The sequence below is a fragment of the Pelagimonas varians genome, assembly GCF_003208435.1.
Taxonomy (GTDB): Bacteria; Pseudomonadota; Alphaproteobacteria; order Rhodobacterales; family Rhodobacteraceae; genus Pelagimonas; species Pelagimonas varians.
This window is the reverse complement of record NZ_QKMF01000008.1, coordinates 65,191-89,955: the sequence shown is the minus strand read 5'-3', so window position 1 is coordinate 89,955 and position 24,765 is coordinate 65,191. Positions and strand designations below refer to the sequence as shown.

18 protein-coding genes are annotated in these 24,765 nt (G+C 54.9%); 6 read left to right on the top strand and 12 right to left on the bottom strand.

All coding sequences use genetic code 11. The features are described 5' to 3' along the window. The first annotated feature begins 2 nt into the window (after positions 1-2). The 3 genes from C8N36_RS12385 (at position 3) to C8N36_RS12375 (ending at position 6,739) form a co-directional block, all read left to right on the top strand. Positions 3-4,514 (top strand): MupA/Atu3671 family FMN-dependent luciferase-like monooxygenase, encoded by a 4,512-nt coding sequence (locus C8N36_RS12385; RefSeq protein WP_097804998.1) that lies wholly within the window; start codon positions 3-5, stop codon positions 4,512-4,514. A gap of 1 nt (position 4,515) precedes the next feature. After that, positions 4,516-5,190 (top strand): 4'-phosphopantetheinyl transferase family protein, encoded by a 675-nt coding sequence (locus C8N36_RS12380; RefSeq protein WP_170125868.1) that lies wholly within the window; start codon positions 4,516-4,518, stop codon positions 5,188-5,190. Positions 5,191-5,416: 226 nt separating this feature from the next. Beyond that, complete coding sequence (locus tag C8N36_RS12375) at positions 5,417-6,739, top strand: GumC family protein (protein ID WP_097805000.1); 1,323 nt, start codon at positions 5,417-5,419, stop codon at positions 6,737-6,739. 39 nt (positions 6,740-6,778) lie between these two features. On the opposite strand, the gene C8N36_RS12370 is transcribed toward C8N36_RS12375, so the two are convergent. The 6 genes from C8N36_RS12370 to C8N36_RS12345 all read right to left on the bottom strand — a co-directional run bounded on the left by C8N36_RS12370 (position 6,779) and on the right by C8N36_RS12345 (position 14,655). After that, positions 6,779-8,038, bottom strand: coding sequence for a CpsD/CapB family tyrosine-protein kinase (locus C8N36_RS12370; protein WP_097805001.1), 1,260 nt, complete (start codon positions 8,036-8,038; stop codon positions 6,779-6,781). A 221-nt stretch (positions 8,039-8,259) separates the two neighbouring features. Beyond that, on the bottom strand, positions 8,260-10,359 hold the full coding sequence (locus C8N36_RS12365) for an NAD-dependent epimerase/dehydratase family protein (protein ID WP_097805002.1): 2,100 nt from the start codon (positions 10,357-10,359) through the stop codon (positions 8,260-8,262). Positions 10,360-10,371: 12 nt separating this feature from the next. Further along, the gene (locus C8N36_RS12360; protein ID WP_097805003.1) at positions 10,372-11,331 is read right to left on the bottom strand and encodes a glycosyltransferase family 2 protein; all 960 of its coding nucleotides are present in this window, start codon (positions 11,329-11,331) and stop codon (positions 10,372-10,374) included. Beyond that, entirely contained in the window at positions 11,328-12,575 is a 1,248-nt protein-coding gene (locus C8N36_RS12355) for a glycosyltransferase family 4 protein (RefSeq protein ID WP_097805004.1), read from the bottom strand. The genes C8N36_RS12360 and C8N36_RS12355 overlap by 4 nt, the downstream gene beginning before the upstream one ends. Next, positions 12,572-13,543, bottom strand: coding sequence for an NAD-dependent epimerase/dehydratase family protein (locus C8N36_RS12350; RefSeq protein ID WP_097805005.1), 972 nt, complete (start codon positions 13,541-13,543; stop codon positions 12,572-12,574). The genes C8N36_RS12355 and C8N36_RS12350 overlap by 4 nt, the downstream gene beginning before the upstream one ends. Next, positions 13,531-14,655, bottom strand: coding sequence for a Gfo/Idh/MocA family protein (locus C8N36_RS12345; protein WP_097805072.1), 1,125 nt, complete (start codon positions 14,653-14,655; stop codon positions 13,531-13,533). Before C8N36_RS12345 ends, C8N36_RS12350 begins: the two co-directional genes overlap by 13 nt. A gap of 238 nt (positions 14,656-14,893) precedes the next feature. On the opposite strand from C8N36_RS12345, the gene C8N36_RS12340 reads away from it, so the two are divergent. Then, complete coding sequence (locus C8N36_RS12340; RefSeq protein WP_097805073.1) at positions 14,894-15,652, top strand: WecB/TagA/CpsF family glycosyltransferase; 759 nt, start codon at positions 14,894-14,896, stop codon at positions 15,650-15,652. Here C8N36_RS12340 and C8N36_RS12335 read toward each other — a convergent pair. The 3 genes from C8N36_RS12335 to C8N36_RS12325 are packed head-to-tail and all read right to left on the bottom strand — an operon-like array spanning position 15,649 to position 20,017. Further along, positions 15,649-16,413 carry an SDR family oxidoreductase gene (locus C8N36_RS12335; protein ID WP_097805006.1) on the bottom strand — a complete coding sequence of 255 codons (765 nt, stop codon included), beginning with the start codon at positions 16,411-16,413 and terminating at the stop codon, positions 15,649-15,651. The two genes, C8N36_RS12340 and C8N36_RS12335, sit on opposite strands and share 4 nt — an antisense overlap. After that, positions 16,410-17,969 carry a GMC oxidoreductase gene (locus C8N36_RS12330; RefSeq protein ID WP_097805007.1) on the bottom strand — a complete coding sequence of 520 codons (1,560 nt, stop codon included), beginning with the start codon at positions 17,967-17,969 and terminating at the stop codon, positions 16,410-16,412. The genes C8N36_RS12335 and C8N36_RS12330 overlap by 4 nt, the downstream gene beginning before the upstream one ends. Beyond that, positions 17,966-20,017 carry an acyltransferase family protein gene (locus C8N36_RS12325; protein WP_176527092.1) on the bottom strand — a complete coding sequence of 684 codons (2,052 nt, stop codon included), beginning with the start codon at positions 20,015-20,017 and terminating at the stop codon, positions 17,966-17,968. The genes C8N36_RS12330 and C8N36_RS12325 overlap by 4 nt, the downstream gene beginning before the upstream one ends. Positions 20,018-20,212: 195 nt before the next feature. On the opposite strand from C8N36_RS12325, the gene C8N36_RS12320 reads away from it, so the two are divergent. Continuing rightward, positions 20,213-20,710, top strand: coding sequence for a serine O-acetyltransferase (locus tag C8N36_RS12320; protein WP_281269715.1), 498 nt, complete (start codon positions 20,213-20,215; stop codon positions 20,708-20,710). 7 nt (positions 20,711-20,717) lie between these two features. Here C8N36_RS12320 and C8N36_RS12315 read toward each other — a convergent pair whose 3' ends face one another. Then, complete coding sequence (locus C8N36_RS12315) at positions 20,718-21,296, bottom strand: GNAT family N-acetyltransferase (protein ID WP_097805008.1); 579 nt, start codon at positions 21,294-21,296, stop codon at positions 20,718-20,720. Between the two features lie 25 nt (positions 21,297-21,321). Between C8N36_RS12315 and C8N36_RS12310 the strand changes: the two genes are divergently transcribed. Continuing rightward, complete coding sequence (locus tag C8N36_RS12310) at positions 21,322-21,786, top strand: hypothetical protein (RefSeq protein WP_141468091.1); 465 nt, start codon at positions 21,322-21,324, stop codon at positions 21,784-21,786. A 24-nt stretch (positions 21,787-21,810) separates the two neighbouring features. Here the strand turns inward: C8N36_RS12310 and C8N36_RS12305 are convergent, their stop codons facing one another. Both C8N36_RS12305 and C8N36_RS12300 read right to left on the bottom strand, forming a co-directional pair. Next, positions 21,811-23,100: a glycosyltransferase family 4 protein gene (locus C8N36_RS12305; protein ID WP_097805010.1), complete on the bottom strand. Its 1,290-nt coding sequence runs from the start codon at positions 23,098-23,100 to the stop codon at positions 21,811-21,813. 11 nt (positions 23,101-23,111) lie between these two features. After that, positions 23,112-24,512: a hypothetical protein gene (locus C8N36_RS12300; RefSeq protein ID WP_097805011.1), complete on the bottom strand. Its 1,401-nt coding sequence runs from the start codon at positions 24,510-24,512 to the stop codon at positions 23,112-23,114. Between the last annotated feature and the right edge of the window lie 253 nt (positions 24,513-24,765).

The window sequence follows — 24,765 nt, the reverse complement described above, 5'->3', positions numbered from 1 at the left end:
TTATGTCCCAATTCTCCTGTATTTTGATCGGCAATGAATCACTTTTGGTGCAATGCGCTCAGGCGGCGTTGGATCGGGGGAATGCGGTTGCCGTGGTGGTAACACGCAATGCTGGTGTCGCGGATTGGGCAACCGGTTCAGGGTTGCGCGTCGAAGCGCCGGGCAAAGATCTGGCTGCGCGGCTCGGGGGTGTTCAGGCAGACTATCTGCTGTCTGTTGCCAACCTGTCGATCATTCCCGACGATGTTTTGGCGATCCCAACCAAGGGCGCGATCAACTTTCATGATGGTCCTCTGCCGCGCCATGCTGGCTTGAATGCGCCTGTATGGGCGTTGATGCAGGGGGAAACCCAGCACGGCATTTCATGGCATATGATCGAGGGCGGCGTGGATGAAGGAGACATTCTTGCGTCCCGCAGCTTTGACATCACCAATTCCGATACCGCTCTGACTTTAAACACCAAAGCCTATGAAGCGGCGATTGCGAGCTTTGGCGACGTGTTGGATCAGCTGGAATCCGGCGATTTGAAACGGATCAAGCAAGACCTGTCGCAGCGCAGCTACCATGCACTTGCGGACCGGCCTTCGGGCTATGGATTGCTGGATTTCACCAAACCGGCGGAGGAATTGGCGCGGTTGGTGCGCGCATTGGACCATGGCAGCTATTGGAACCCGCTTTGCGCCCCCAAATTTCGCGCCAAAGATCAGATCTGGCTGGCGCAAAGTGCTCGTGTTGTCGAAGGCTCGGGCGCACCTGGCTCGGTTCTCAAAGAAACGTCGGACCATTTGACGATCGCCTGTGGAACTGGTGCGCTAGAACTGGAAGACATCACCCGCATTTGTGGAACGCCCGTTGCGCCGGTGGTTGTGGCCCTTGAGGGAGATGTTTTGCCTTTGACGCAAGATTTCGCAAAGGTGGACGCGGCGATTGCCCAAGTGGCGGGCCGTGATGGTGCGTGGCGCAAGACGTTTGCGGACTACAATCCGCTAGAATTGGCAGGGGTCAACGCGGAAAGCGGGCCCATTGAAACCCGGTCGATTGCTTTGGAAAACGGTGTTACGCAAGTTGCGACATGGACCAAAACACTTGCAGGCAGCCAAGCGGTGGATCTGGCTTACACAAACGCAGCGATCCAAGAACAGGCGATCTCCGGACTGGTAGCAGGCTGGGTTCCGGTGCGTGTGGACGTCAACCCGCTTGACCCAAAATTGGCGATCTCAGCTGGGTTCACAACAGATCTCTTTGCCCGCGCACCCGGGCTGAACTGGCCCTCTGTACCGCATATTGGCCTGTCATCGGTGGGTCATATCGATGGCACGGCAATCACGATCGACGCCGTGCTTGGTCAGTTAACGTTTGATGCGGGCAAGATTAGCGCAGCCATGGTCGAATTGCTGATTGCCCGTTTGGAATTGCAACAAGCATTGCCAGAGGCTGAGCGTGCCTTGGTGCTGAATGAATGGAATTCAAGTCACGCTGATCTTGAGGACAGCCTGACGATGCACCGCGCGTTCGAGGTCCAAGTGGACAAGACGCCAGAGGCCACCGCTCTTGTATTCGAAGGTCAAAGCCTGACCTACGCAGACCTGAATGCCCGCGCCAATCGGGCTGCTCATGTTCTGCAAGAAATGGGTGTGAGCGCTGGCAAGGTCGTTGGCCTGTGTTGCGGCCGGTCCGTTGACCTATTGGTTGGTGCACTGGCGATCTTGAAGGCCGGCGGAGCCTATCTGCCGATGGACCCGAGCTATCCGGCGGATCGTCTTCAGCATTTTGTCGAAGACAGCGACGCGCAGGTGATCATCACGCAAGCCGCGCTAGTAGCAAGCCTGCCCAAACACACCGCACAGGTGTTGGTTCTGGACGCTGAACCCCGTCTTGCGGCAGCGCCCACGGGCAATTTGCAGGAGACATGCAGCGCCGAAGACCTTGCTTACTTGATCTACACCAGCGGTTCGACGGGCAAACCCAAAGGCGTCATGATCGAGCATCGCAATGTCATCAACTTCTACGCTGGAATGGATGCGCATATCCCCGCTTCGGGGACATGGTTGGCCGTCACCAGCCTGAGCTTTGACATTTCGGTTCTGGAGCTGTTCTGGACCACGGCGCGCGGGTTCAAGGTTGTGCTGACATCTGACGAAGATCGCGGGCTGATCTCCAAAGGGCCGATGCCGATATCGGACGCCGCGATGGAGTTTTCGATCTACTATTGGGGAAACGACGATGGCGTTGGGCGCGACAAATACAAAATGTTGCTCGAAGGCGCTAAATTCGCCGACAAAAACGGCTTTTGCGCCGTTTGGACGCCAGAACGCCACTTTCACGCGTTTGGCGGTCCTTACCCGAATCCTTCGGTTACTGGCGCGGCTGTTGCGGCCGTCACTCAAAACATCGGTGTGCGCTCTGGATCGGTTGTCGCTCCACTGCACCATCCCGCCCGCATTGCCGAAGAATGGTCGGTCATCGACAATCTGACCAATGGCCGCGCCGGTTTGGCGATTGCCAGCGGGTGGCAGCCTGATGATTTTGTGCTGCGCCCCGAAAATGCGCCGCCCAACAACAAAAAAGCGATGGTCGAAAGTATCGAACAGATCCGCAAGCTATGGCGCGGCGAAGCGGTGCCATTTCCCCGTGCTGATGGATCGATGCATGAAGTGGTGACACAGCCGCGTCCCGTGTCCAAAGAACTGCCGGTCTGGGTGACAATCGCTGGCAATCCCGACACTTGGCGCGAAGCGGGCCGCCTTGGCTGCAACGTGCTGACCCACCTTCTGGGCCAGTCGATTGACGAAGTCGCTGGCAAGATCAAAATTTACCACGAAGAGCTGCGCAAAGCGGGTCACGACCCCAAGGATTTCAGCATCTCTTTGATGTTGCACACCTATATCGCGGAAACCCGGGATGAAGCGCGCGAAACCGCCCGCCAACCCATGCGGGATTATCTGACCTCGGCGGCTGGCTTGATTAAACAATATGCTTGGGCCTTTCCGGCCTTCAAACGGCCGGAGGGTGTGAACAACGCTTTTGATTTGCAGTTGGATGTGCTGGAACCCGACGACATGGATGCGATCCTTGATTTCGCGTTTGAGCGATATTTCAACGATAGCGGGTTGTTTGGAACTGTCGAAGATGCACTTGCGCGCGCTGAGCAGCTCAAACGCATTGGCGTCACTGAAATCGCCTGTCTTGTGGATTACGGGATTGACCGTGAGGTGGTTCTAGACGGATTGCGCCCGCTGGCGAAGGTCGTCAAAGCCGCACAAAAAGCGCCTGAACTGGACGAAGATGACTTTTCCATTGCCGCGCAAATCGTGCGTCATGATGTGACCCATCTGCAATGTACGCCGTCGATGGCGCGCATGTTTGCCATGAACGACGAAGCGCGTTTTGCTTTGGGCCGCGTGCAGCATCTCTTCCTCGGAGGCGAACCCCTGCCCGGTGCTTTGGTTGCCGAATTCGGCCAGATCACCGATGCTAAAGTGACTAATATGTATGGCCCGACGGAAACAACAATTTGGTCTTCTGTTGAACGGGCTCGGGCTGGCAATAGTGTTGTGAACATTGGAACGCCTTTGGTTAACCAACAAATGTACATCCTGGACGATACCCGTGAACCTGTTGCCGTTGGCCAAGAAGGTGAGCTGTGGATAGGCGGCCAAGGCGTCACACGCGGTTATTGGAAACGCGCGGATCTGACGGCGGAAAAATTCGTGCCGAACCCGTTCCACGAAGGCCGCATGTATGCAACCGGTGACCTTGTGCGCCGCCGTGCGGATGGCCGTATTGATTTTGTCGGGCGGGTTGATCACCAAGTAAAGCTGCGCGGTTTCCGCATAGAATTGGGCGAAATCGAAGGTGTGCTTGAGGGGCAGCCTGGGGTTACCCAAGCTGTTGTTGTCGCCCGCGAGGATATGCCGGGTGATATTCGTCTGGTCGGATATTACACTGGCGACACGCAAGACGAGGTGACATTGCGCGACGCGATGGGAACAAGATTGCCAACCTTTATGGTGCCGGGCCGGTTTGTGCAGTTGGAATCCTTTCCTTTGACTCCGAACAAAAAAGTTGATCGCAAAGCGCTCCCCAAACCGCAAACCAAGGCCGCGCCGGTGGTTCGAAAAGAAGTCGTTGCGCAACCTGTGACCGTTTCCAACGTGCCAGCGGGTGATTTGGCTGCGATTGAACAAGGGATTTCGCTGATCTGGACCAATATCCTTGGGGTCGAAGGTTTTTCCGGTCGGGATAGTTTCTTTGACCTTGGTGGTCACTCGTTGCTGGCGGTGCAAGCCCACCGAGCCATTCGGGACGAGTTTGGAGCAAAGGGGTTGTCGATTACCGATATCTTCCGCTTCCCGATCCTGTCCGATCTGGTGGGATGTGTGGCCTCGAAAATGGATAATGTGCCGCCGCCGCCTGACTCGGTGAAGGAGACGTCGGAAACAAATGATCGGGCGCAATCGCGTTCAGACGCAATGGCGCGCCGCCGTGAAATGCGCGCCCGCAGGAGAGCCTGAAATGATGAGCCCCGAAGCCGAAAGCATCCGTACATTGCTTTCGCAGATGAATTTGCCATCGGGAATGTCTTGGGCAATGTCCGATCCTGTCGATGAATCCGGGTTGCTGTTTCCAGAAGAAGCCCGTTCAATCGCGCGCGCAGTCCCCAATCGTCGGGCTGAATTCACCGGCGGTCGGGTCGCTGCGCGCAAAGCGATGTGGGCGCTGGGCGTTCAGCCCGCCGCCATCAAAATGGCAGAAAACCGGGCTCCGGTTTGGCCGGACGGATTGGTTGGCAGCATCACCCACGCAGACGAAATATGTATGGCGATGGTTGGCCCGTCGGACCGCTATTGCGGGATCGGCATTGACTTGGAACCTGATGTGCCGATGGATGCGGAGCTGGTGGCAGAAATCTGCAAGCCCGAAGATCTGGAGGGTGTTGAGCTTGCTGAACAATCTCTTTTGCCGAAGCGGATATTTTCAGCGAAAGAGGCGGTCTATAAAGCCCATTTCGCCTTGGCGGGTGTGCCGTTCGGATTTCACGCGCTTTCCCTTGATCTGGTGGCGAAACGTGCTGTGTTCACGGACCATCCAGAAGCGCAGGCGATTCCTATCGCATTGCGCCGGGATCTGTTTTTCGAGCAATGGATTTGTGACGGAATGATTTTGTCGCTTTGTACGATACCAAAATGAACGGGTGGTTTGGTTTTGGACTTCAGGGACGTGAGAAAGTCAAATTAGGGCGAAAATAAGGCGTATACATCTAATCCGGCGAACGCAGTGTTTCCAAACTGGCGCGGCTTAGGCGTGGCGAAATTTAGGCAAGTTTGCTACATTGTGTCTGGAAGGTGGCCATCCGTGTGTTCGTAGCGGGAGGCATTTTTCAACGCATTGGGGGCAACTTTGCGGGAGTAACAAGATGAATCAGTTTCAATCACTTGACGAAATATTCTCGGCGCTAAAGCGCCGTGCACGCATCATTGTTGCAATCACTTTTGTGGGTTGCATGCTCTCGTTGTTTTTTACGCTCAGCCAATCCAAGATCTATGAAACCACGGCTGTTGTGCAGATCGAAGACGCACGGGTGCCGGATCGATTGGTGGGGGCCACGGCTCAGGCCGAAGACGCCGCGCGCAGGGTGCGGTTGATTGAGCAGCGTCTAATGTCGCGTGACAACCTCCTACGGATTATGGAGAAGCACGATTTGTTTTCTGCTGATCCGACCTTGGTTCTGAACGAGCGGATTTTTATGATGCGTGAGGCTGCCAAAGTCACCCCCATTGTTAATCAAGCGCAACCTTTTGCACCGGGTGCAAATGTTCCGTCTGGCCTGTTGATTACGGTCCGCTTGGATAACCCGCAAAAAGCCGCAGATTTGGCGAATGAGCTGATGTATTCCGTGATTGACCAATCGCGTGACCGAAGCACCAGCCGTGCACGTGACACCTTGGAGTTCTTCGCCGCAGAAGAAGCCACAGTCCGCGCAAACATCGAAGACCTTGAGGCTCAAATTGCCGGGTTCAAGGGGGCGAACGCCGAGTCCTTGCCAGAGGGCTTGGGTGATCTGCGCATTCAGCTGGCGGCTTTGCGTGAAACCGTTTTGAACTTGGATCAGGACATTCTGTCCTTAAAAACCGACTCTAACCGTCAACGTGAAGAGGTCAAAGATGGCCAAATCGCTCTTTTGGAAGAGCGCAAACTTTTGATCGTCGAGCGCGCGGTTCAACTTCAGACCCAGCTTGCAGCGGCACCCGAAGTCGAGCGTACTTTGAATAATCTGGAACGCCAGATGACCCAATTGCAGGAACAATATTCGGTCATCACCCGCCGCAGAGCTGAAGCGGAGTTAGGGCAGATGCTGGAAGACCGTCAACAAAACGACCGGTACGAGGTGTTGGAAACAGCATTGGCACCCGAGTATGCGGTATCCCGGTCGCGTAAGAAAACCGCAGTTTTAGGGGCTGTCGCTTCTGTGCTCGCGGGTATTGGGGCCGCATTTGCGATCGAATCCATGAATCCCCCCATTCGAAGTGCCGCCCAGATGGAACGGGCTTTGGGTATTCGGCCCGTCGTCGCGATACCTTATATAGCGGCTCCATCGACGAGAACCCAAAAAGGGTTGAAAATTTTGGTGTGGGTCGCTGCTCTAGCCGCCATCGCCACGGCGATTGTCGCCGCTGTTGGGGCATTTCTGCCCGGAGGTAGTGGGCCAAGCGTCCTTCAAAAGACCGCGCGCAATTAAGGGTCGCGCGGATCGCGCCACCTACAAACCTTACAAGTTTCAGTATTTGTAGCGGTCAAGTTCCGTGTTTTCGGCTTTGTTCAGCACCATTCCCAAAAGAGGGGTCGATTCGCCAAGACGGCGTTCGACTTCTTTCACCTCTTTTTCAGTGGTGGTTCCGCCGCCAATGACCATAAGCACACCGTCGAACAATGGCCGCGAAGCGATGACGTCATCGTAATAAAGCGCCGGCGGCAAATCTATGAGCATTACATCGGGTTCGTATTGTTCTTCGATAGCATCGAGCGTTTTCGCAGTACGCGGATCTTGCAGTAATTCAGAGGCATTGGGTTCGATCACGCCGTTAAAGCCGCAAGCGATGTGTTGGCTTGCGTTAAAGGGGTTGCCATCAAGGCGCATCAGATGGTTTTCAGGCGGGATATTTCCGCGCAGCATTTCACCCATTGATCCGGGTTTTTCAACGCCGATAACACGGTGAAGGCTGGGGCGGCGCATATCGAGATCAAGCAGCAGAGTTCGGATACTTTCCTGACGTGACAGGCTGATTGACAGATTTGCGGCTGTAAAAGTTTTGCCGCAATCCTTGGTGGGCGACGTGATTGCAACCCTGTTCCATCCATTGTCGGAAAGCGCTTGTAAAAGCCGGGTGCGCAATACGTCAAAAGCGATATGTGCAGGATCTTCGCGTTCAGCTGTTACAATGCGGTTGCGTGAAAGATGCCTGATGTCGACCGTAAAGCCCGTCAAATTATCCCAAGGATTGCTTGGATTTGGCTCCGTTGCAATGGCGGGGCTGGCAAGTTGTTCAGGCTGGGCGCGCTGCGGGATTTCGGCGGTAGGGCGCGATTCTTCTGCCAAGGGCAACTCATCGGCTTGAGTTTCGGGCAGTTCCTCGGCCAAACGCGTAGCTTCGCGCACTTCGGCCCGATTGGCGGCTTCGGCGCGTCGATCTGCGTCAGCACGTGTTTTGGCTTCTATTTCCGCCAGTTCAGCAGCGGCAGCTTCGGCAACTTGTTTTTCCTCGGTCAGGCGGGCTTGCTCGGCGGTCAACCGTTTCGTGTCATCTTCCGCCTTCCGGGCCTCTGCTTCGGCTTGCGCCCGTTCAGTCGCGATCTGTTTCTCAGCTTCACGTTCCTTGCGGGCCGCAATACGCTCCAATGCGATCCGGCGAAGCTCGGCTTCGCGTTCGGCCTCCAAACGCGCCTGAATTTCTTCCTCACTCTCGCGCTTAGACTTCAAGACGGACACCGTCTCAGTCGGAGACCTGTGCTTTCGGCGAAACTTGCGATCATCCATCATTTTAATGCTCCGCGCGCTTGGTTTAGCCCAATGAAAGCACCAAAATACACGTGCCTTGTGCGATGCATATTCTTCGCATCTTGTTTCATCTGACTGCTCAACTCCGGTAAAGACAGCCCCATCTTACGGGGGCTTTTCACTCAACTTCGTTAGAGCAGGCGATTCGGGCTAGAATAAGTCGATTTTAGGAGGATTGTTTACATGTTCCGCTGCGAACATCCCTAACATCCTATTAGATTGGCCTTTGTGATCGCTTTTTCAATAAAGGCCGCTTTGTTTCCCTCTGGTCGCCACCCTAAGACCGTCTTGGCTTGGTTGTTCGAAAACGGGCTGAAATGGGCCCTGCTTTTCCAATCCGCAAGCGATGGGCGGATCACTCCTTTGCGGCGCAAAGCGTATTTCTTTAACGCATATTTCACCGCGTCGCTGACAAAAAATGCGTTCAAATTGCCTGGGCTGACGCGGATACGTGCCCCCAATTCGTCGTGGATAGCATCGAAATAATCACGAGCGGTCAACATCGGGTCGCCAATGAGGTTAAAGCTTTGCCCGATTGCTGGAGCGTCAATCATACGCACAAGGCCGTCGGCGATGTCTTCGTTCAGAACAAACGGGAGGATGTTGCGACCATGTCCCCAAATGCGCACAGCACCAGCGCCATGCCAGCGGCCAATACCCCAATGCTGCAACGGACCGCCCGCGCCGACTACAATACCGGGGCGGGCAATCACCAATGGCAAGCCGCGCTCGGTGTGGAGTTTCATCAACTTGCGTTCGCATTCCGCCTTAGACCGAGCATACAAGTTGCGCGTGGTCATATCTGCTGGAAACGGTGTGGATTCCGTGATTTCAGAATAGGGGTTCGACATATCGTAGCTGGCGATTGTACCGGTATAGATCAGCCGTTTGACCCCGGCTTTTTCGCAAGCCATGCCGATACGAACGGCGACGCCAACATCATTGATCAGGCAATTCGCCCAAGTCGTTTCCAGCGCTTTCGCGAGGTTAAAGACAACGTCGATCCCTTTCATTGCCTCTGTAAGCGCGTCCAAGTCATGCAATGATACGCCGACTGTTTCGACATTGTCAGGCAAATCGGGGAAAGGGCCGGTCCTTCCGCGTGAAAGCACACGCACATCATGGCCTTCGGCCACCAATCGGCGGGTCAATTCGCGTCCAATGAAGCCGGTGCCGCCGATCACCATCGCAGTCGGTTTGGGTTTGCGGGTTTGGACGGCGGGCGCTTTTACAGCAAGGATTTCAGCCGGCAAAAGATTGATCGCATCATCCAAAGCCTGCATCACAGCAATGGCCGAAGGCCCGGCCCAGCGCGGTTCTGGCTTACCCTTTGCCAATGCACCATAGATGGCTGCATCCATGCCAAGAAAACTTTGACCATAAGGGTTTTTGGTATTCAAAGAGGCCAGTTGAATACCCGCATTTTTCACACCTTGCCACATATGTTGACGCGATAGGTCCAGCTGTTTGCGCAGTGGATTTATGACCAGATCTGAAGGGTTTTCACGTTCAACCACCAGAACATCTTGGGCATAATCCAACCGTGCACGGGCAGAAGACCCGCGCAGAGTTACCGACCGATCATCGACAGTTTCCACCATGGAGATGGTGAACGTAATATCAACCAACCCTGCGCGCGCCAAAATGCGAAATGCCTGCGGGCGCGGATCATCACCGGGTAGCGGTGTTGGCTTTGAGGCTTCGGCGTGTACAATTTCAAGGTCACCAAACAGATCGCAGCCAAATGCCATCAAATGCGGCCCTAATTCCAGCAACAGGTTGCGTGGTTCGCGCAAAAGCCACAAGTTGAACGGCCCTGAACGCAAGGGGCCAAGCGGCAAGGCCCATGTGATTTCAGCTGTAGAAATCCGCCCGTATTCACCCGCTTTCATGGCTTTTTTCATGCGTTCATAAGACGGCAACCCAAGGAAATTGTGGCCGGCGTGAAAGGATTTTCCGGCAGCTTCGGCGGCCGCTTGGATTGCGCGGGTGGCTGTGGCGCTCTCGGCGACAGGTTTTTCCACGAGGACATCCAAACCTGCTTCTAAACATTGAATGGCTATTGCCTCGTGTAGATGTGGCGGTGTTAGAATATGCACTGCATCACAGCATTTTGCGTCAATCATATCGTCAACCGACGTGAAAGCGCGTGCTGCGTATCCATCCGCCAAACCTTTGGCGGCGGCTTCATTTAAATCGCAGACAGCTGAGATCGATACGCCAGATGTCGCCTTGAGAGCATCTGCATGCCAAGTTGCAATATAACCAGCCCCAATTAGGCCAACGCGGATATCGGAAGACATTCAAACAACTTTCTATTTATACTCGATGATACGCATTTCATCGCCGCGCAAACGGCGAAAGTGGAACCGCGCCATCCCCAATGCATTGGGAAATTTGGAAAGGGTCAGCAGCCAGGCGTGCCGCCAGATTTCGTTATTTGCCATACCAGCCCGACTTAGGCCTATGGCGGTTCGGATGTAGCTTAGTTCGTAGAGACCGAAAAAGATCAGGGGCAGCCACCATTTGATTAGCGCACTGAGCAAGATCAAAACCGGCAGTGCCAGACCGTATAGCAGTGCCCGTTTACGTTCGGCTGCAAAGTATTCCGGATGCAGTGATCCGACTTGGGCGAAACCATGCCCGGTGCGAACTGCCCGGGACCACCACTGTTCGAAAGTCATCATGTTGGCATCATGACGTGTCATTTCTTGAGGGATACGTTCCAGCGTCCAGCCCGCCTTGCGAAGGCGGGTGCAAAACTCTTCGTCCTCAGAGGCGATGACGGTCGGGTCCATGCCGCCGATTTCGCGCCATGCACTTGCCCGTACCAGCATATCCCCGCCACAGGCCAAAATGACACCGGCAGGGCGACGCCACTCCCAATCAATCAACTGGTTGTACAAGCTTTCGTTGCGGTGAATTTCCGACCTCCAACCCGTAACCAAAGCTATTTTGGGGTTGGCGTCCAAATGAGCGCTGGCTTTATCAAGAAACCCTTCGACCAGCATACAGTCGCCGTCTATGAACATCACCAATTCGGGGTTGTCCAATGCGTCAAATCCGGCGTTGCGGGCCCGTGCAGCCGAAAACGGGGTCGACATATCCAGTTCCACAATCTGCGCTCCGGCCTTACGAGCCTCATCTATGCTATCGTCTGTTGACCCGCTGTCGACATAGACAAGCTGGCGCGCTTGTCCCTGAGCTGACTGCAAAGACGCGACCAAACGGGGCCCTTCATTGCGTCCAATCAAGACAACGTCCACATTTGTCATGACTTCGCCTCCGGGCGTTTGGTCTTGGGCGGCGTTCCGTTTGCATAGCCGCAAATCAACTCAGACAGCCATGCGGCTTCTTTGCCGGTATTGAAGTGTTTTTCGACGATCTCGCGACCCTCTTCACCCATGGCTTGCCGTTCTGGTGGGTCTAGGAAGCCGCGCTCGATCGCTTGGGACAGGCCCTCGACATTGCCGGGGGGAATCAGCCAACCGGCTTCGCCGTGGCTGACCAGTTCAGAAATACCTGCAATCTGGGTGGCGACGACAGGCACGCCAGAGGCCATTGCCTCCATCAAAACCACAGGCACTCCTTCTGCAAAACTGGGTAGCACAAACATATCGGTATCAAGCAAGGCAGCGGCGACCTCGGACTGGCTTTTGTAGCCGAGAAATTTGACTCGATCAGACAAACCAAGCGTAGAGGCCATGTCTTCCAAAAACGCGCGTTCTGGCCCGTCGCCGATCAAAGTCAGGCTCAGGTCTGGCATATCTTGTTTGAGATTGGCCATGGCCTGAAACAGGATTGGCACGCCTTTGACAGCGGCCAACCGTCCGACAAACAGCAACCGTTGGCCTGAATGCCATGTCTTGCCATAGCGTTCAGGTTCGATGCCGCAATGCACGATGTGCAGCCGGTCCCAGTGGGTTTGACCTGCAAAACACATCAATTGCGACCGGCAAAATTCGCTAATACAGGCAACAAAACGGGCGCGCGCCGCCTTTTCGTCAATGCGCCAGTGATGCGGTTCAAAGAATATGTCGGGGCCATGAATGGTAAAACTATAGGGGATGCCTGACAGCGCTTCGGACAGCATTGCGACGGTGCAAGATGCCTTGGCGATATGATTGTGCAAATGGGTTATATGATTGTCCTGAAGGTGCGCCGCCAAAACGCCTGCCTCAAGGAAATAGAACAGGTTATACAGGCGGCCCCTTATTCCTTTTGGCGCGGTTCGCCATGCCAGCGCAAGCGCCGCAAAATACCGGCGCGGGCTTCGCATCCAGCGCAGCTGCGTATTGATCAGGCGCAGCGGGTTCTTGGCAGCATCCAGAACTTTGAAGGTGCGCGCGTGTTCTTCGCGTTGCTCTTTGCCAACCAGATGTTCAGGGCCGGTTGTCCGGATCGAACAGGTTTCCACCTGATGCCCAAGCTGACGCAATGCCGCCACTTCGCGTTGAATAAAAGTATCCGAAGCGCGGGGGTACTCGCCAGTTAAATACGCCAGTTTGGGCAATGTCATATTTGGCCCCCTAAGGATTTGGAAAGCATGTTTTCGAAGCAGGCAAAGTCGGCACCGCCAAGGGCCGCCCGAAGTGCGGTGTTGGGGTAGTTGAGGGGCATCAATCTGGCACGCACAACAGGTTCTTTGAGTAACCCGGGCAGTTTTCCCGAAATCGGTTTAAGAATTCGTGTCAAAGCCAGCCATGGGCCAAAGGGCAGAGGCAATACCATACGCGGCCAGCCGGTCATTTTGCGATGGGCCGCCAGAAATCTGGCGCGTGTCGGTAGATCATCATCCACCACATTCAGCGCGTGCGTCCCTTTGGGGGTGGCCTGTGCTGCCGACACCAATGTTTGCGCCAAATGTTCGACGTGTACCAAAGGCAATTGCCCGTCTGAATTGATCTGTACGTGTAGTTTCCATGCCCAAAAACCCATTAAAGCATGCCAAGTTCGTCCGGGCCCGTAGACCGCACCGGGCCGCATCAACCAAACAGGATGACCGGTTTTCACGCATAGATGCTCTTGCTGCAGCTTCGCCTCGGCATAGGGATCGCGGGCATGGTTCAATTCTTCCAGCGGGCTGTCTTCGGTTAGGGTGTCCCCGGGTTCCAGTTTCAAAGTGTCGTAGACCGCGACAGAACTGACGAGCACGAGCTGGGCATTGCTGCCGCGCATGGCCTCTAGGACTGTTTGCGTGCCGCACAGGGTGTCTTCGGCATGCTGCGCCGCATCCCCGCCCATATGCGCGGCGGCGTGGATCACTGCGCCCACACGGTCCATGTGTTCATGCAGCAGGGCGGCGCATGCGGGGTCAGACAAATCGGCTTGTTGCTGGATAACCCCATTATCTACTGCCCATTCCGGCAAAGGCTGGCGACGGTAGACCGCGATAACCTCAAACCCTTGTTTGCGTGCCTCGGCGACGGCTGCGCGACCGACAAAACCATTCGCGCCTGTGATCAATATGCGGGTCATTTCGCCCATGGCATCGGCTCCATCGGCTGGCAGTTTGTGGTCATTTTTTGGGCACCGCTGTGCTCACCCGCGTTCTGAATTGCCAGTGTAACTTCGGTCATGTGCAGCGCAAAATCATTGGAAAGCCGGCAGGGGCGGCCGGTTTGAAGGGCGTCCAGAACCTCGGCCGGGCCAAGCATGAAATTCATTGCAGCCGCGCCCCATCGTTTGACCTTGGGGTGTGTTGGCTGCGCAAGTTTAATCCGTTTGGGAAACGGGTTTTCCATCAGGCGGCGGCGCACCGTCATGCGTTTTGCGAAACTGACTTTGGCACTGTTGTCCCATGCCGCTTTGCAAGACAGCACACCTTTGTCGCCGGTTATGCGGATGGAATGGTCATGTGGGGCCACAATGGAACAAGTCAGCCGTGTTACGGGGCCGTTCTCGAAGAAGAGCGTTGCGATAGAAAGATCGGGGGCAAACGGGCCGTTGCCTTCCTTTTCGGGGATCGTTTCAGCGGATGCGGCAACGACGGTACGCACCGACCCGAACCACGAAATCAACCACCCCAAATAATAGCCTGCATGTTCCAGCGTGCAGCCTACCTGAAACTCATCTTCAAAGGGCCATGGAGCGCCGGATTCCGACAGCCATTTTCGGTAGGCCGCTTGGGGGATAAACCCGTCATCCAGCTCTGCGTAAATGGCACGTGGTGTGCCTGCGATGTTGGTGCGCAGTGCATGGCCAAAAGTTTGGGCGGCTTCCCCAAGGGATGAGCAGGGGGCGGAAGCCAACATGAGCCCTTTTTCTGTGGCCAAAGCATGTAGGGACTTGGCGTCTTCCACTGTCATCGCCAACGGTTTTTCAGAGTAGACATGACGCCCCGCGAGCAAGCAGGCCTTTGATGTTTCGAAATGGGCAGAAGGGTTGGTCAGATTGACAATGAGTGCTCCGGGGGTATCGGCAAGCAAGGCCTCGAAACTCGATTTGTGCGGAACGTTCCAAAAGCTGCAAAATGTAGTCAGGCGGTCTGTGTTGAGATCAAAAACGCCAACAACCTCGATCCCGTCCATCGCTGCGAGAGATCGCATATAAAGATCGGCAACAAAGCCGCAGCCTAAAAGGCAGACTTGCTTGGTCATTTTTGGCCCGCCAACTGGGCGATTTCCCGGCACATACATTCCAACACGTTTATGGTCCCCACCATTTCATTTCGATGAATCAACCTCAGAAACATGGCTAGAATTCGGCAAAACACTCTGGTCTTTGCTCAATATGCGGCACTGCGGCACCACGGTCACGGTTTTTCGCCCCACTGTGGCGGATTTGGCACTTACCTCGCTGAAAAAGCAGGGTATGTCTCCGAGCACAGGAGCTGAAATGATATTCGAAATTCAAGGCCGGACAATTGATGTAAATGTGCCCAGTTGGGCCGTTCTTGAAGCGCGGGTCACTGAAAGACTGGCGCAGCGCAGGGGCTTTGCTCTGGCGACAATCAATCTTGATCATCTGGTGAAACTTAGGACATCGGCCCCATTTCGCAGCGCTTATGCAGCACAGGATTTTGTCACTGCAGATGGCAATCCTATCGTCTGGATGTCGCGTTTGGCTGGTAGGCCGGTGTCGCTTATTCCTGGATCGGCGGCGATTTTACCTCTTGTCAAAATTGCAGCAAAACAAGGGGTTGGCGTCGCGCTGGTCGGGTCCACTGATCCGGTCTTAAAGGCTGCGGCCACCTATTTGGAACGCGAAGTCCGCGATCTTGAAGTGGTATGCTGTATTGCGCCGCCCATGGGTTTTGATGCCAAAGGTCCGGAGGCCGAAACCGTCTTGGAGCGTGTGGCAGATTCAGGGGCTCGTCTGTGTTTTGTTGCGATGGGGGCACCCCGCCAAGAAGTGTTCGCCGCAACCGGACGGAAAATCGCACCCAATGTCGGCTTCGTTTCAATTGGTGCCGGGCTGGACTTTTTCGCAGGGACACAGCAACGGGCACCTGACTGGGCGCAAAAAATGCAAATGGAGTGGCTGTGGAGGCTGTTTTCGGATCCGCGCCGACTGGGGCCACGTTATTTAAAATGCCTGTTGATTTTGCCGGGTCACATGGTGCGCGCAGCTCTGTTGCGCCTGCGCAAAGGTTAAATCTGGCGCGGCTTTCTCTTACGCATCAACAGAAAATCTTTGATCTTGCCCCTTAGCCCGCGTACCGGCAAAATTTCCGCTCCCATTTCAAACACAGCTCCGTTCAAACTGGGATCGTTCATCCGAGCCAATTTCGCCCCCCATTTTGCGGCTTTTTCAGGCTGTAACCCGTTCGGGATGCCCATTGAAGTTTGCAACATGCCCGGCAGCCAGTCGCCGATGGCAATGCCGGGAAACCGGTCACCCAGATCTGCAACCATCGCTCGGGTCAGAATAGTCACCGCGCCCTTGGAGACACTGTAAGCCGCGCTGCATGGCAGCGGATCTATATCAGCCATAGAAGCCACATTTAGAATGCGCCCGAACCCGCGCGGGGCCATGTCCTGTAACGCCGCATGGCTGCAATTGAAGACACCGCCCAGATTGATCTGGATGGTCTTAGCAAAGCTGTCTGGGGTTTCATCCAGAATGTCACGATGTGGATATACGGCGGCATTGTTAATCAAGATCGCCAGAGGACCGTTCGCCTTAATACGTTCGGCAAACACATGTTGTGTGGCCCGGGCATCGGATACGTCCAAAACCACAGGTTGAAATTTGTCGCCTAGCATCGCCGCAGTTTCAGCGAGCGCAGAATGCCGGCGCCCTGCACCAACGACTGTGAAACCCGCCTTGACCAATTCAGCCGACAAGGCCCGTCCAAGGCCGGACCCGGCACCAGTAATAAAAACAAATCCGTCGTTTGGTGAGATTTGGCTCATCCGGCTTCCTTCACAATTGCATCTCCGACGCGCAGTGCATTGGCGGCAATTGTCAAGCTTGGGTTTACCCCCATCGATGTGGGCATAAAACTGGCATCGACGACCCAAAGGTTCGAAATCTCATGCGCCTTGCAGTCGGAGTTCAAGACCGAGGTTGTTGGGTCTTCGCCAAAACGGACTGTTCCGCAGGGATGCCCGAAATTTAAAACGGGTTTCAACCCCAAGAACGCGCGGCGATGCCCACGAAATGCTTTGCGGATAGCTTTGCGAAAGGCCTGTCTGCGCGCCAGTAGTTCGGGTGCGTAACGATACTCAATCGCAAGCCTCTCGGGTTGGTTTGGGTCATAAGTGACCCGGTTGTGCGCGTAGGGCAGATCTTCCATCAATCCAACAAAGATCTGCGCTTGCCCAAAAAGGCGGTGGGCGATAGCGGCAGGAATGCGGGTCAGCTGCGCAAGACCGGGGATTTTGGCGAAACGGGAACGCGCCAGCATCAGGTTTAAGTAGTGCACGATGACACCATAGGATGCCCGCAGCCCAACGGCCTGAATCGTGCCAAACCGGTTGCCGTTTTGAAGATACAAATCACGCAAGGAAATGGCCTTGGTCGCGCCGCTATCGACGGTGCCGCGCTTGGGCCAAAGGACGAACCTTTCGTCGACGTGAAACATCAAATTACGCCCGACCTGACCAGATCCATTAGCAAGACCGTTGGGATGGGCCTTGTTGGCCGAAGCCAGCATCAGTTTTGCAGATCCGAGTGCACCGCCTGCCAGCACATACCGCTTGGCGGATAGAACTTCCTGCTGGCCTTTTATGGTCGCGTGAACGGCAATGATATCACCACCCTTTTCTTCTAAACGGGTGACTTCGGCACCGGTCAAAAGTGCAGCATTCCCTGTTTCCAACGCGGGTTCCACCCCTGCGGACCGACCATCCATTTTGCAGGTCTTTGGACATTTTACACCAAGACAGTTTTTACAGCCTGCAATGCGCTTGATCCCAGTATGCGCATGATAGGGGTTCAAGCCTACGGACTTTAGGCTGGCCATCAACCCGGCCTCGGTTTGTGTCAATTCAGGCGGCTTTCGGAGCGGCAGGGCAGGTCCAGCCGACAGCGGATCATCGGACCCGTAGACGCGAAACATTTGCGCCGCGCGGTGGTACCAAGGCACCATGTCAGCAAATGAAACCGGCCAACCCTGCGTGGGATGAGGGGTTGTTTCTGTGTGGTCCAGATCATGCGGTTCGGGCCGTTCCAGTGTGGCCGCGTAAAACACGGAAGACCCGCCCAGGCCTGCACCCAAAGGCGCATAAAACACCTGATCCTGACCGTTCACGCTGGCGTGCAGAGGGGTAGGCCACAATCCACGTGTCAGCCGTGCTTCGGGGACAAAAATCTCGGATAGACCACTTTCTTCGCTTCGATATCCCGCGGCTCCTTGTTCCAAAAACAGCACTTTTTGCCCGGCCTCGGCCAAGGTCCGCCCAATGGTGCCGCCGCCCATGCCTGTACCGATTATGATCACATCCCACTTGGTGTCTGAATAGCTCATTCACTTGCTGTCCCGATATTGGTGGAGTGTTGGTTCACAGAGGAAAAAACCGGTTCAAACAAATGGCGGACACGTAGTGCGGCGGAATTTGTGATGTGGTTGTTGTCAAAATACTGCCCGACACCGTCGTGCAAAGCACTGCACTTTTGATCATTGCAAAACTGTGGCCAGCTGTCGATCCATGCGATTCCTTGGGTGTCAGCCAAAGGCAACCAGGGGGCGTCTGCCATTGCTGCACGCACCGTCATTTGATTGCGTGGCATGTCCGTTTTTGTGATTGGCTTGGCGGCCAAAGGCAATCCGGCATGCGCGGTTTCACGCGCTGCGATCCGTGCGTCATAAAGCGCGATCTCGGGCGGTTGCCGCAATACATGGACGGTGGGAAACCAGCCTTTCAGGAAACTCGTGGTCTCGCGGGCAGCACTGCTTAGCAATTGTGGTTGGCTCAGATTGAGCCGCGCCGCGCCGTCGGTGGGGTGAATCGAAATTGAATTATGAACATCCAGACCGACACCAGTCCCAGCCACATAGTAGGCCCATCGACCAATGAGCAACACTGTTTCAAGGCTTTGCAACCGGCCAAAACTTTGACGGATTTGCAGGTTTGCCTGTGCACAAGCTGTGCTTTGTACCGGCGTGGCGGAGTTTTCCACCTTGCGCAGTCCAAACAGCGGCGGGCAACCGGCGCGCCAGATAATGATACCCGGCACGTCGGCTTCATGGGCGGCCAGATCCAACCCTTCCTTGAATGCACGAACGTGGCTGTCACCCCAGATCAAAACCTTGGGTGCCCCGTCGGGGCCGATGGGACAGACCTCAAGCCCATCCAGTGGCACTTCATCGGAAATGTAGCATCGGCTCCAATCTTGCAAAAAGTCGCCTGTGGCCGTGATGTGAGGGCGCGCTGTTGAGCCAAAACGGTCCGGCACTCCGTCGGTTTTGAAGATCCATCCGGACACGGCCAATGTGCCGATAGATGCAATCGCCACGGCACCTAAAACCACAGCGCCAGACAGCTGCCTTGCGCGCCGCACAGGTGATTCGACAAACCTCCACGACAACCAGGCAATGCCGACAGAGACGACCATCCATGCAATTGATTCCAGAACGCCAACCTCTCCGCCGCGCAGATAGGTGCTGAGCGTGAAAATGGGCCAATGCCAAAGATACAAAGAGTAGGAAATAAGCCCGAAAAACACGACCCAAGGGTGGCCGAGCAGCTTGTTGACCGGGTTTTGACCGGTGCCATTGGCCAAAACCAGAACAGTTCCAACGACAGGAACCAAGGCCAATAGGCCGGGGAAAAGCGGACCAGCCGGGATCAATACAACCGACAGCACCAATAAAAGCATCCCGAGCCAACTGAGCGCTGCATAGCCACGCCATTTGCGCTGGGTTTGATACCCCCAAATCGCCAGTAGAACACCTGACAGCATTTCCCAGGCTCTGAATGGAAACAGGTAGAACGCGGCCATCGGATGCGAGGGTGTCATCACTATGCAGGCGGCCAGCGAGAGTATCCAGCAACCGATCATGGCCGCCATAAGCGCGTGCCGGGATCTGGCCAACAACAAGATCAACAGGGGCAGGAAGATGTAAAACTGCTCCTCTACGGCCAGCGACCAAGTGTGAAGCAGTGGTTTGTCTTCCGAGGCGGCATCAAAATAACCAGCCTGTCGGAAAAACAACACGTTGGATAGGTAGACCGTCGCGGCAATTGTTGCTTTGCCATATTCGCGAAACTCAAACGGTAACAAGATGGCCCAAGCCAATGCGCCCGTCAGGAAAACCATGACAAAGAAAGCGGGTGCCAAACGGCGAAAGCGGCGCACGTAGAAATTGACCAGCCAAATTCTACCGGTGTGGTCGTATTCCCGCCACAGCAATCCACCGATCAAGAAGCCGGAAATGACAAAGAAGATGTCAACGCCAACAAACCCACCTCGAAGCGGGATGCCAAAGTGATACAAAACCACCGATAGCACTGCAAAGGCCCGCACCCCGTCAATATCGCGGCGGTATGGCAAACCGTGGCTGGTGTGCATCATGCGTGCTGATCCCCCATGCAACCAAACAGGCCGACAAAAAGCGCGGTCATTCATTCGTCCTTCCGGATTCTCCGGGTATCACAGGCCTCACTACGAGGGATTCGTGGCGTAGGGTGATGGCTAACTGTTGCCATAACCTAAAGTATAGCTCAAATCTGGGCAGGAATTTGTCGTTTCGCGGGCTAGGGGTCTATCGTGCCAGAAACAATCACATCAGCAACGGAACCGGACTGGTCACGCGAAGAGGTGCGGCGGTTTTGGGAGCCGGGCAAAAAAATGATACGCGCCATGCGTCGCTATCAGGTTGCGCAAGACCGCGGCGGGATGATTGGCTGGATCGCTTCGAAATTCTGGGTACTGAACCATTTGGCGTGGTCAACGATCTGTCAATCAGAACTGCACTTGACGACGCAGGTCGCGGGCGGGCTAAGGCTGACCCATCCGACTGGAATTATAATTCACCCCGACTGCAAAATCGGGCCCAATTGCATGATTTTTCATCAAGTAACGCTGGCGGGACCAGTGGTTGTGGGGGGGCATGTTGATATTGGCGCAGGGGCGAAAATACTCGGGCCGCTCACTGTTGGCGATCATGTGGTGATCGGGGCCAATGCGGTTGTAACCAAAGATGTGCCATCGGGGGCAACTGTGGCTGGTATTCCGGCGCGCGTGATTTCGATGAACCCGTCCTAAGCAGGGTTTAGACGCTGGCGGGGTCTGGAACGCCAACTACACGCTGAAAGATCTCTATCTCATCCGTCGATTTTTGGGGCGAGCGTTCAAATCCGGCTTTCAAAAGAACTTTGGCTGAGGCCGGATTTCCTGCCGCAACCCCGCCTTGCAATGTCATCAAAGGCCCGGTGGACAAAGCTGCAACCAACCCCGACACCAGTTCAGTGGCATAACCCTTGCCCCAAGCCTCTTCGCCAAGAAGATATCCGAGGTGCATTGGATCAGTCGCCGCAGTTTGGACTGGGCGAAACAGAAACATCAGTCCCACCAAAACGTTGGAAGCCGAAACCAAATGGATCGCGGCGCTTTGGTCCCGATCGGCAATCCATGTTTCGATCGCGTCCGGTGCGTCGGATAGCTGTAATTGTTCGGGAAGGTGTTGCAAAACCGGCTTGGTCAGCATGGCTGTCAGTGCTGTCTGCAACCCTCGAAACGCATCTGGATCAGCAAGCGTTTTTGCCCAAGGAACGACTTGTAATCGGTCAGTTGAAAAGGCAGCGCCGAGACGTTTTTCTTGAGATAACAGGGGTTTCTTGATATGTGTCATGCCTGTATCCAAGTGGGAGAAGTCTGTGAAATTTCTATCGGTTGCCGTGCTTACAGTTCTACTCTCAGGCTGTTTTTCCTCAGAAGTCCAGTACAAACAAGGCGTGACATCTGTTCAGCGTAGTAAAGACGAGGCAGCCTGCACGCGCCAAGCCACAGCAGCCTATCCTGTGCTTATCGTCAAACGACGCACGCCCAGACGGTATGTTCCGGGGAACCGTGTGTGCAATGCTGGCAAGTGTTACGGTCGCCACGCTTATTGGACCGGCGGGGACGTTTACACAGTGGATGCCAATAAATCCGCCCGTGCACAGGCCTATCGCCAATGCATGGGGGCGCAGGGATATCAATCTGTTGCGCTGCCCAACTGCACCGGGGCAACTCGCGAAGCGGTGCTGAAATCTACCCAAAGCCGATATCCAAATCTCAGCAGTGAAAGCTGTATGGTCAAGATGAAAGATGGCAGCGTCAAGATTTACACCCCCGGCTAAACATACTCCGCAAACGGATTGGGGTTAGTATCCCAATCCGTCCAGCGTGCGGTGTTCCAAGATCGCTTGGTATATATCAAAGGTCTTTTCGCCTTTACGGGACCACGGGAAATGGCTTTCCGCATAGGTTTGACCTGCGGTTGCGGGATTGGTCATGTGCGATGGTTGCGACGCGCAGGCTTCCATTTCCATCTGGAATCCTTCGACCATTTTGTCGAAACCCTCCATCTTGATCGCTGCGCCGCGCCCGTCGGCAGCCAAATCGCCCGGTGCGCCGTAGTCCGCCACCAGAACATAGTTTCCGCAGGCCATAGATTCGATAACCACACCGGCCCCAAGTTCACGGATAGACGGAAAGACAAATGCGTCAACCTTGCGCATCATATCGGCCACTTCGGATTGTGACTTGCGCCCATGCATGGTCACACAGTCATGCAATCCGTGTTCGTCGATCACATCCTGCATCCGGTCGCGTTCGGGTCCGTCGCCAACAACATGCAGGTGGTGTTCTTGCAAAAGCTCGGACTTGGCAAAGGCCTGAAGCGGCAGTTCCGGAAGTTTGTAAGGCACCAACCGTCCAGCGTAGAGGAAATGTACCTTACCGTCGGTGCTGCGATTGCCAGCTGGTGGCGTCTGCTTGGCATGAAAAATTTCGGGGTCAAACCCGATTTCTGGCATCGAAACGATACGGGTGTCTTCGACGCGCTCCAGATCAGCCCGTGTGTGAGAAAAGGCCGACAGCACCGCCGCAGCATCGTCATAGGTCGATCGCGCGTATGGCAAATATTTGTAGATGTTTCGCAACCCGCGCAGCTTTTCCTTTTCGCGCGCCTGTTCTGCTACAAAAGCAGCGGGCCAATCGAGATTGCCGTTCAGCGGCCCAATGACAAAAGGCTGTTTCACTTTGTGGGCCAGCCAGCTGGGCAGGGTTGGCGACATGGGTGTGATTCGATGCACTATATCGAAGTCCCCGCCCTGAAGTTGTGATTTGAAGTGCCGCCACACGCCGTGCTCAAAGGCCAAATAGGGCAGGTAGTTGAAAATCATTGAAGTGGACCAGCCAACTTCTTCGCCGCCGCGGATCAACCGCGCAGCTTTGAACATCGGGGCCGCCACCCATTCGTTGTCGATATAAACAACATTCAAGCCACCTGCCGCTTTTTCAATGTTTTCCTTGTTGCGGACATGGGTCGCCAACGTGACATTGCACAGTTTGGCGATCTCAAGCGCATACTTGTAACCAACAATCGGGAGAGAGGGCCATTCAGGATTGCATTCGTCTGCGACCAGTAAGACATTGGGTTTGTTAGGCATCACCGTCCTCGTTACATCATCGGTTTTCGTCTGGGCGACGGAGCTTGCTCTGGGCCTCGTAATCGTCTGGAGCGTAGGTTTTCCGCATATCCGGTTAATGCACCAGCCAACAACCATGTAAGCGGTGTGAGTGTGGCATTCGGGAGCATGTCCAAGGCATTGATAGCCAAAAGCAAGCTGAGTGGACCAATCATGGGAGAGATCACAAGTGCAGGTGTCGCAAATTTCACTTCCCGTCCGACAAGCAGGATCGGCAGCAGCAGAAGTCCGAATTCGGCAATAAAGCCTACCCAGCCATACACGCCGATTACGATAATCCAGCGCCCGTCCGTGACGGTCACAATATTTCCGTTAATCGGGTCAAGAATGTGATTTCGCCCCCAGCTGCCCCAGCCGAATATTGGCTTGATATAGGCGCGGTCCAGCAAGATGTTTTCGTTGTCGAAACGGAACTGTAAACTGCCTGCGCGTTGGGGATCAATTGATGCAGCCTGTGCCAGCAGCTTTTCTTGAGGCACCAGATCAGCCCCCTTCAAAATGGGATAGGCCAGCGCCAATGATGCAATGACAATCGCAATGCGCACTTGCTGGCGGGTGCTGAGCAAAACAACCATCGGTACCAAAAGAACCATAAACACCAACGATCCGAGGGACTTCGCTAGAACTAAAATGGCAGTCAGGTATAGGGCTGCGAAAAACAGCTTCCATTTTGCACCGCCCTCTTCGTAGCGCCAAAGCGCATAGGCTGATACCACAGCTGACATGGTGAAAAAGGCCACCCAAATCCCGTGATATAGAAACACCATCGGCCGATAGCCTCCAAACCGGAGTGTTTGGACGAAACTATGCTGAAAATATCCATAGACCCATTGGTTTACCTGCGGGGACAGTCGAATTTCCACCAGCATCAGCAAGGAATAAACCAAGCCTCCTATCATCAAGGCCATTGCGATGTCTCGTAGGGCTCCGCCGCTTTGCAAGTGTTGCCGGGCCATCAAAAACGGCAATACCAGCAAGAATTGTTGCAAAGTTAGCGCCACCGCATCTTTTGCACCCAGACCGGGGAGGCCAACGCGGCCAAAGAAAACGGGCTCATGGTTGGCAACAACGGTGATGATTGGCGAAAAGATAAAGGTCAGCATAAGCAATTTGCCAACACCCGATTGCGGTAGGATGGATTCTTGTTTTCCGTAGCGCGAATGGGCGACCATGAAGGCCGCAAGAACCGGTATGTTGTGTTTGTTGAAGGGGGGCATCAACGGTAGGTCGAAAACCGCGGGTGGCTCAGGTAGGAACAGATACCCCAGCAACAAACTCCAGATGAGCGCGCGATCAGCCGGCAGTCGCCTGTAGAGGGCAACCACAACCACTGGGAAAACTGCCAGTGCCAAAAAGGCAATCGAGTTGGGCATCTAATCGAATCTACTCGTTTCAAGACCTTTGGTGGCCTCACGTTGCTGTCTAGATAGCGATCAAACAAGGCTAAGTCGCGTCAGCGTTGGTGCAAAATCGTGATGTTTTCCCTATTGCCCTGCATTCCAGTAGTGCAGGTGGAAAGACCACGAGCAGGAAAAAGGTGGCTGGTCAAAGCGCTTGTCTATTCAGGAAACGAGACTTTAAGTTTCGAAAATTGGAAAACTGGTAGTATTTGATGGTGCCTTTTGG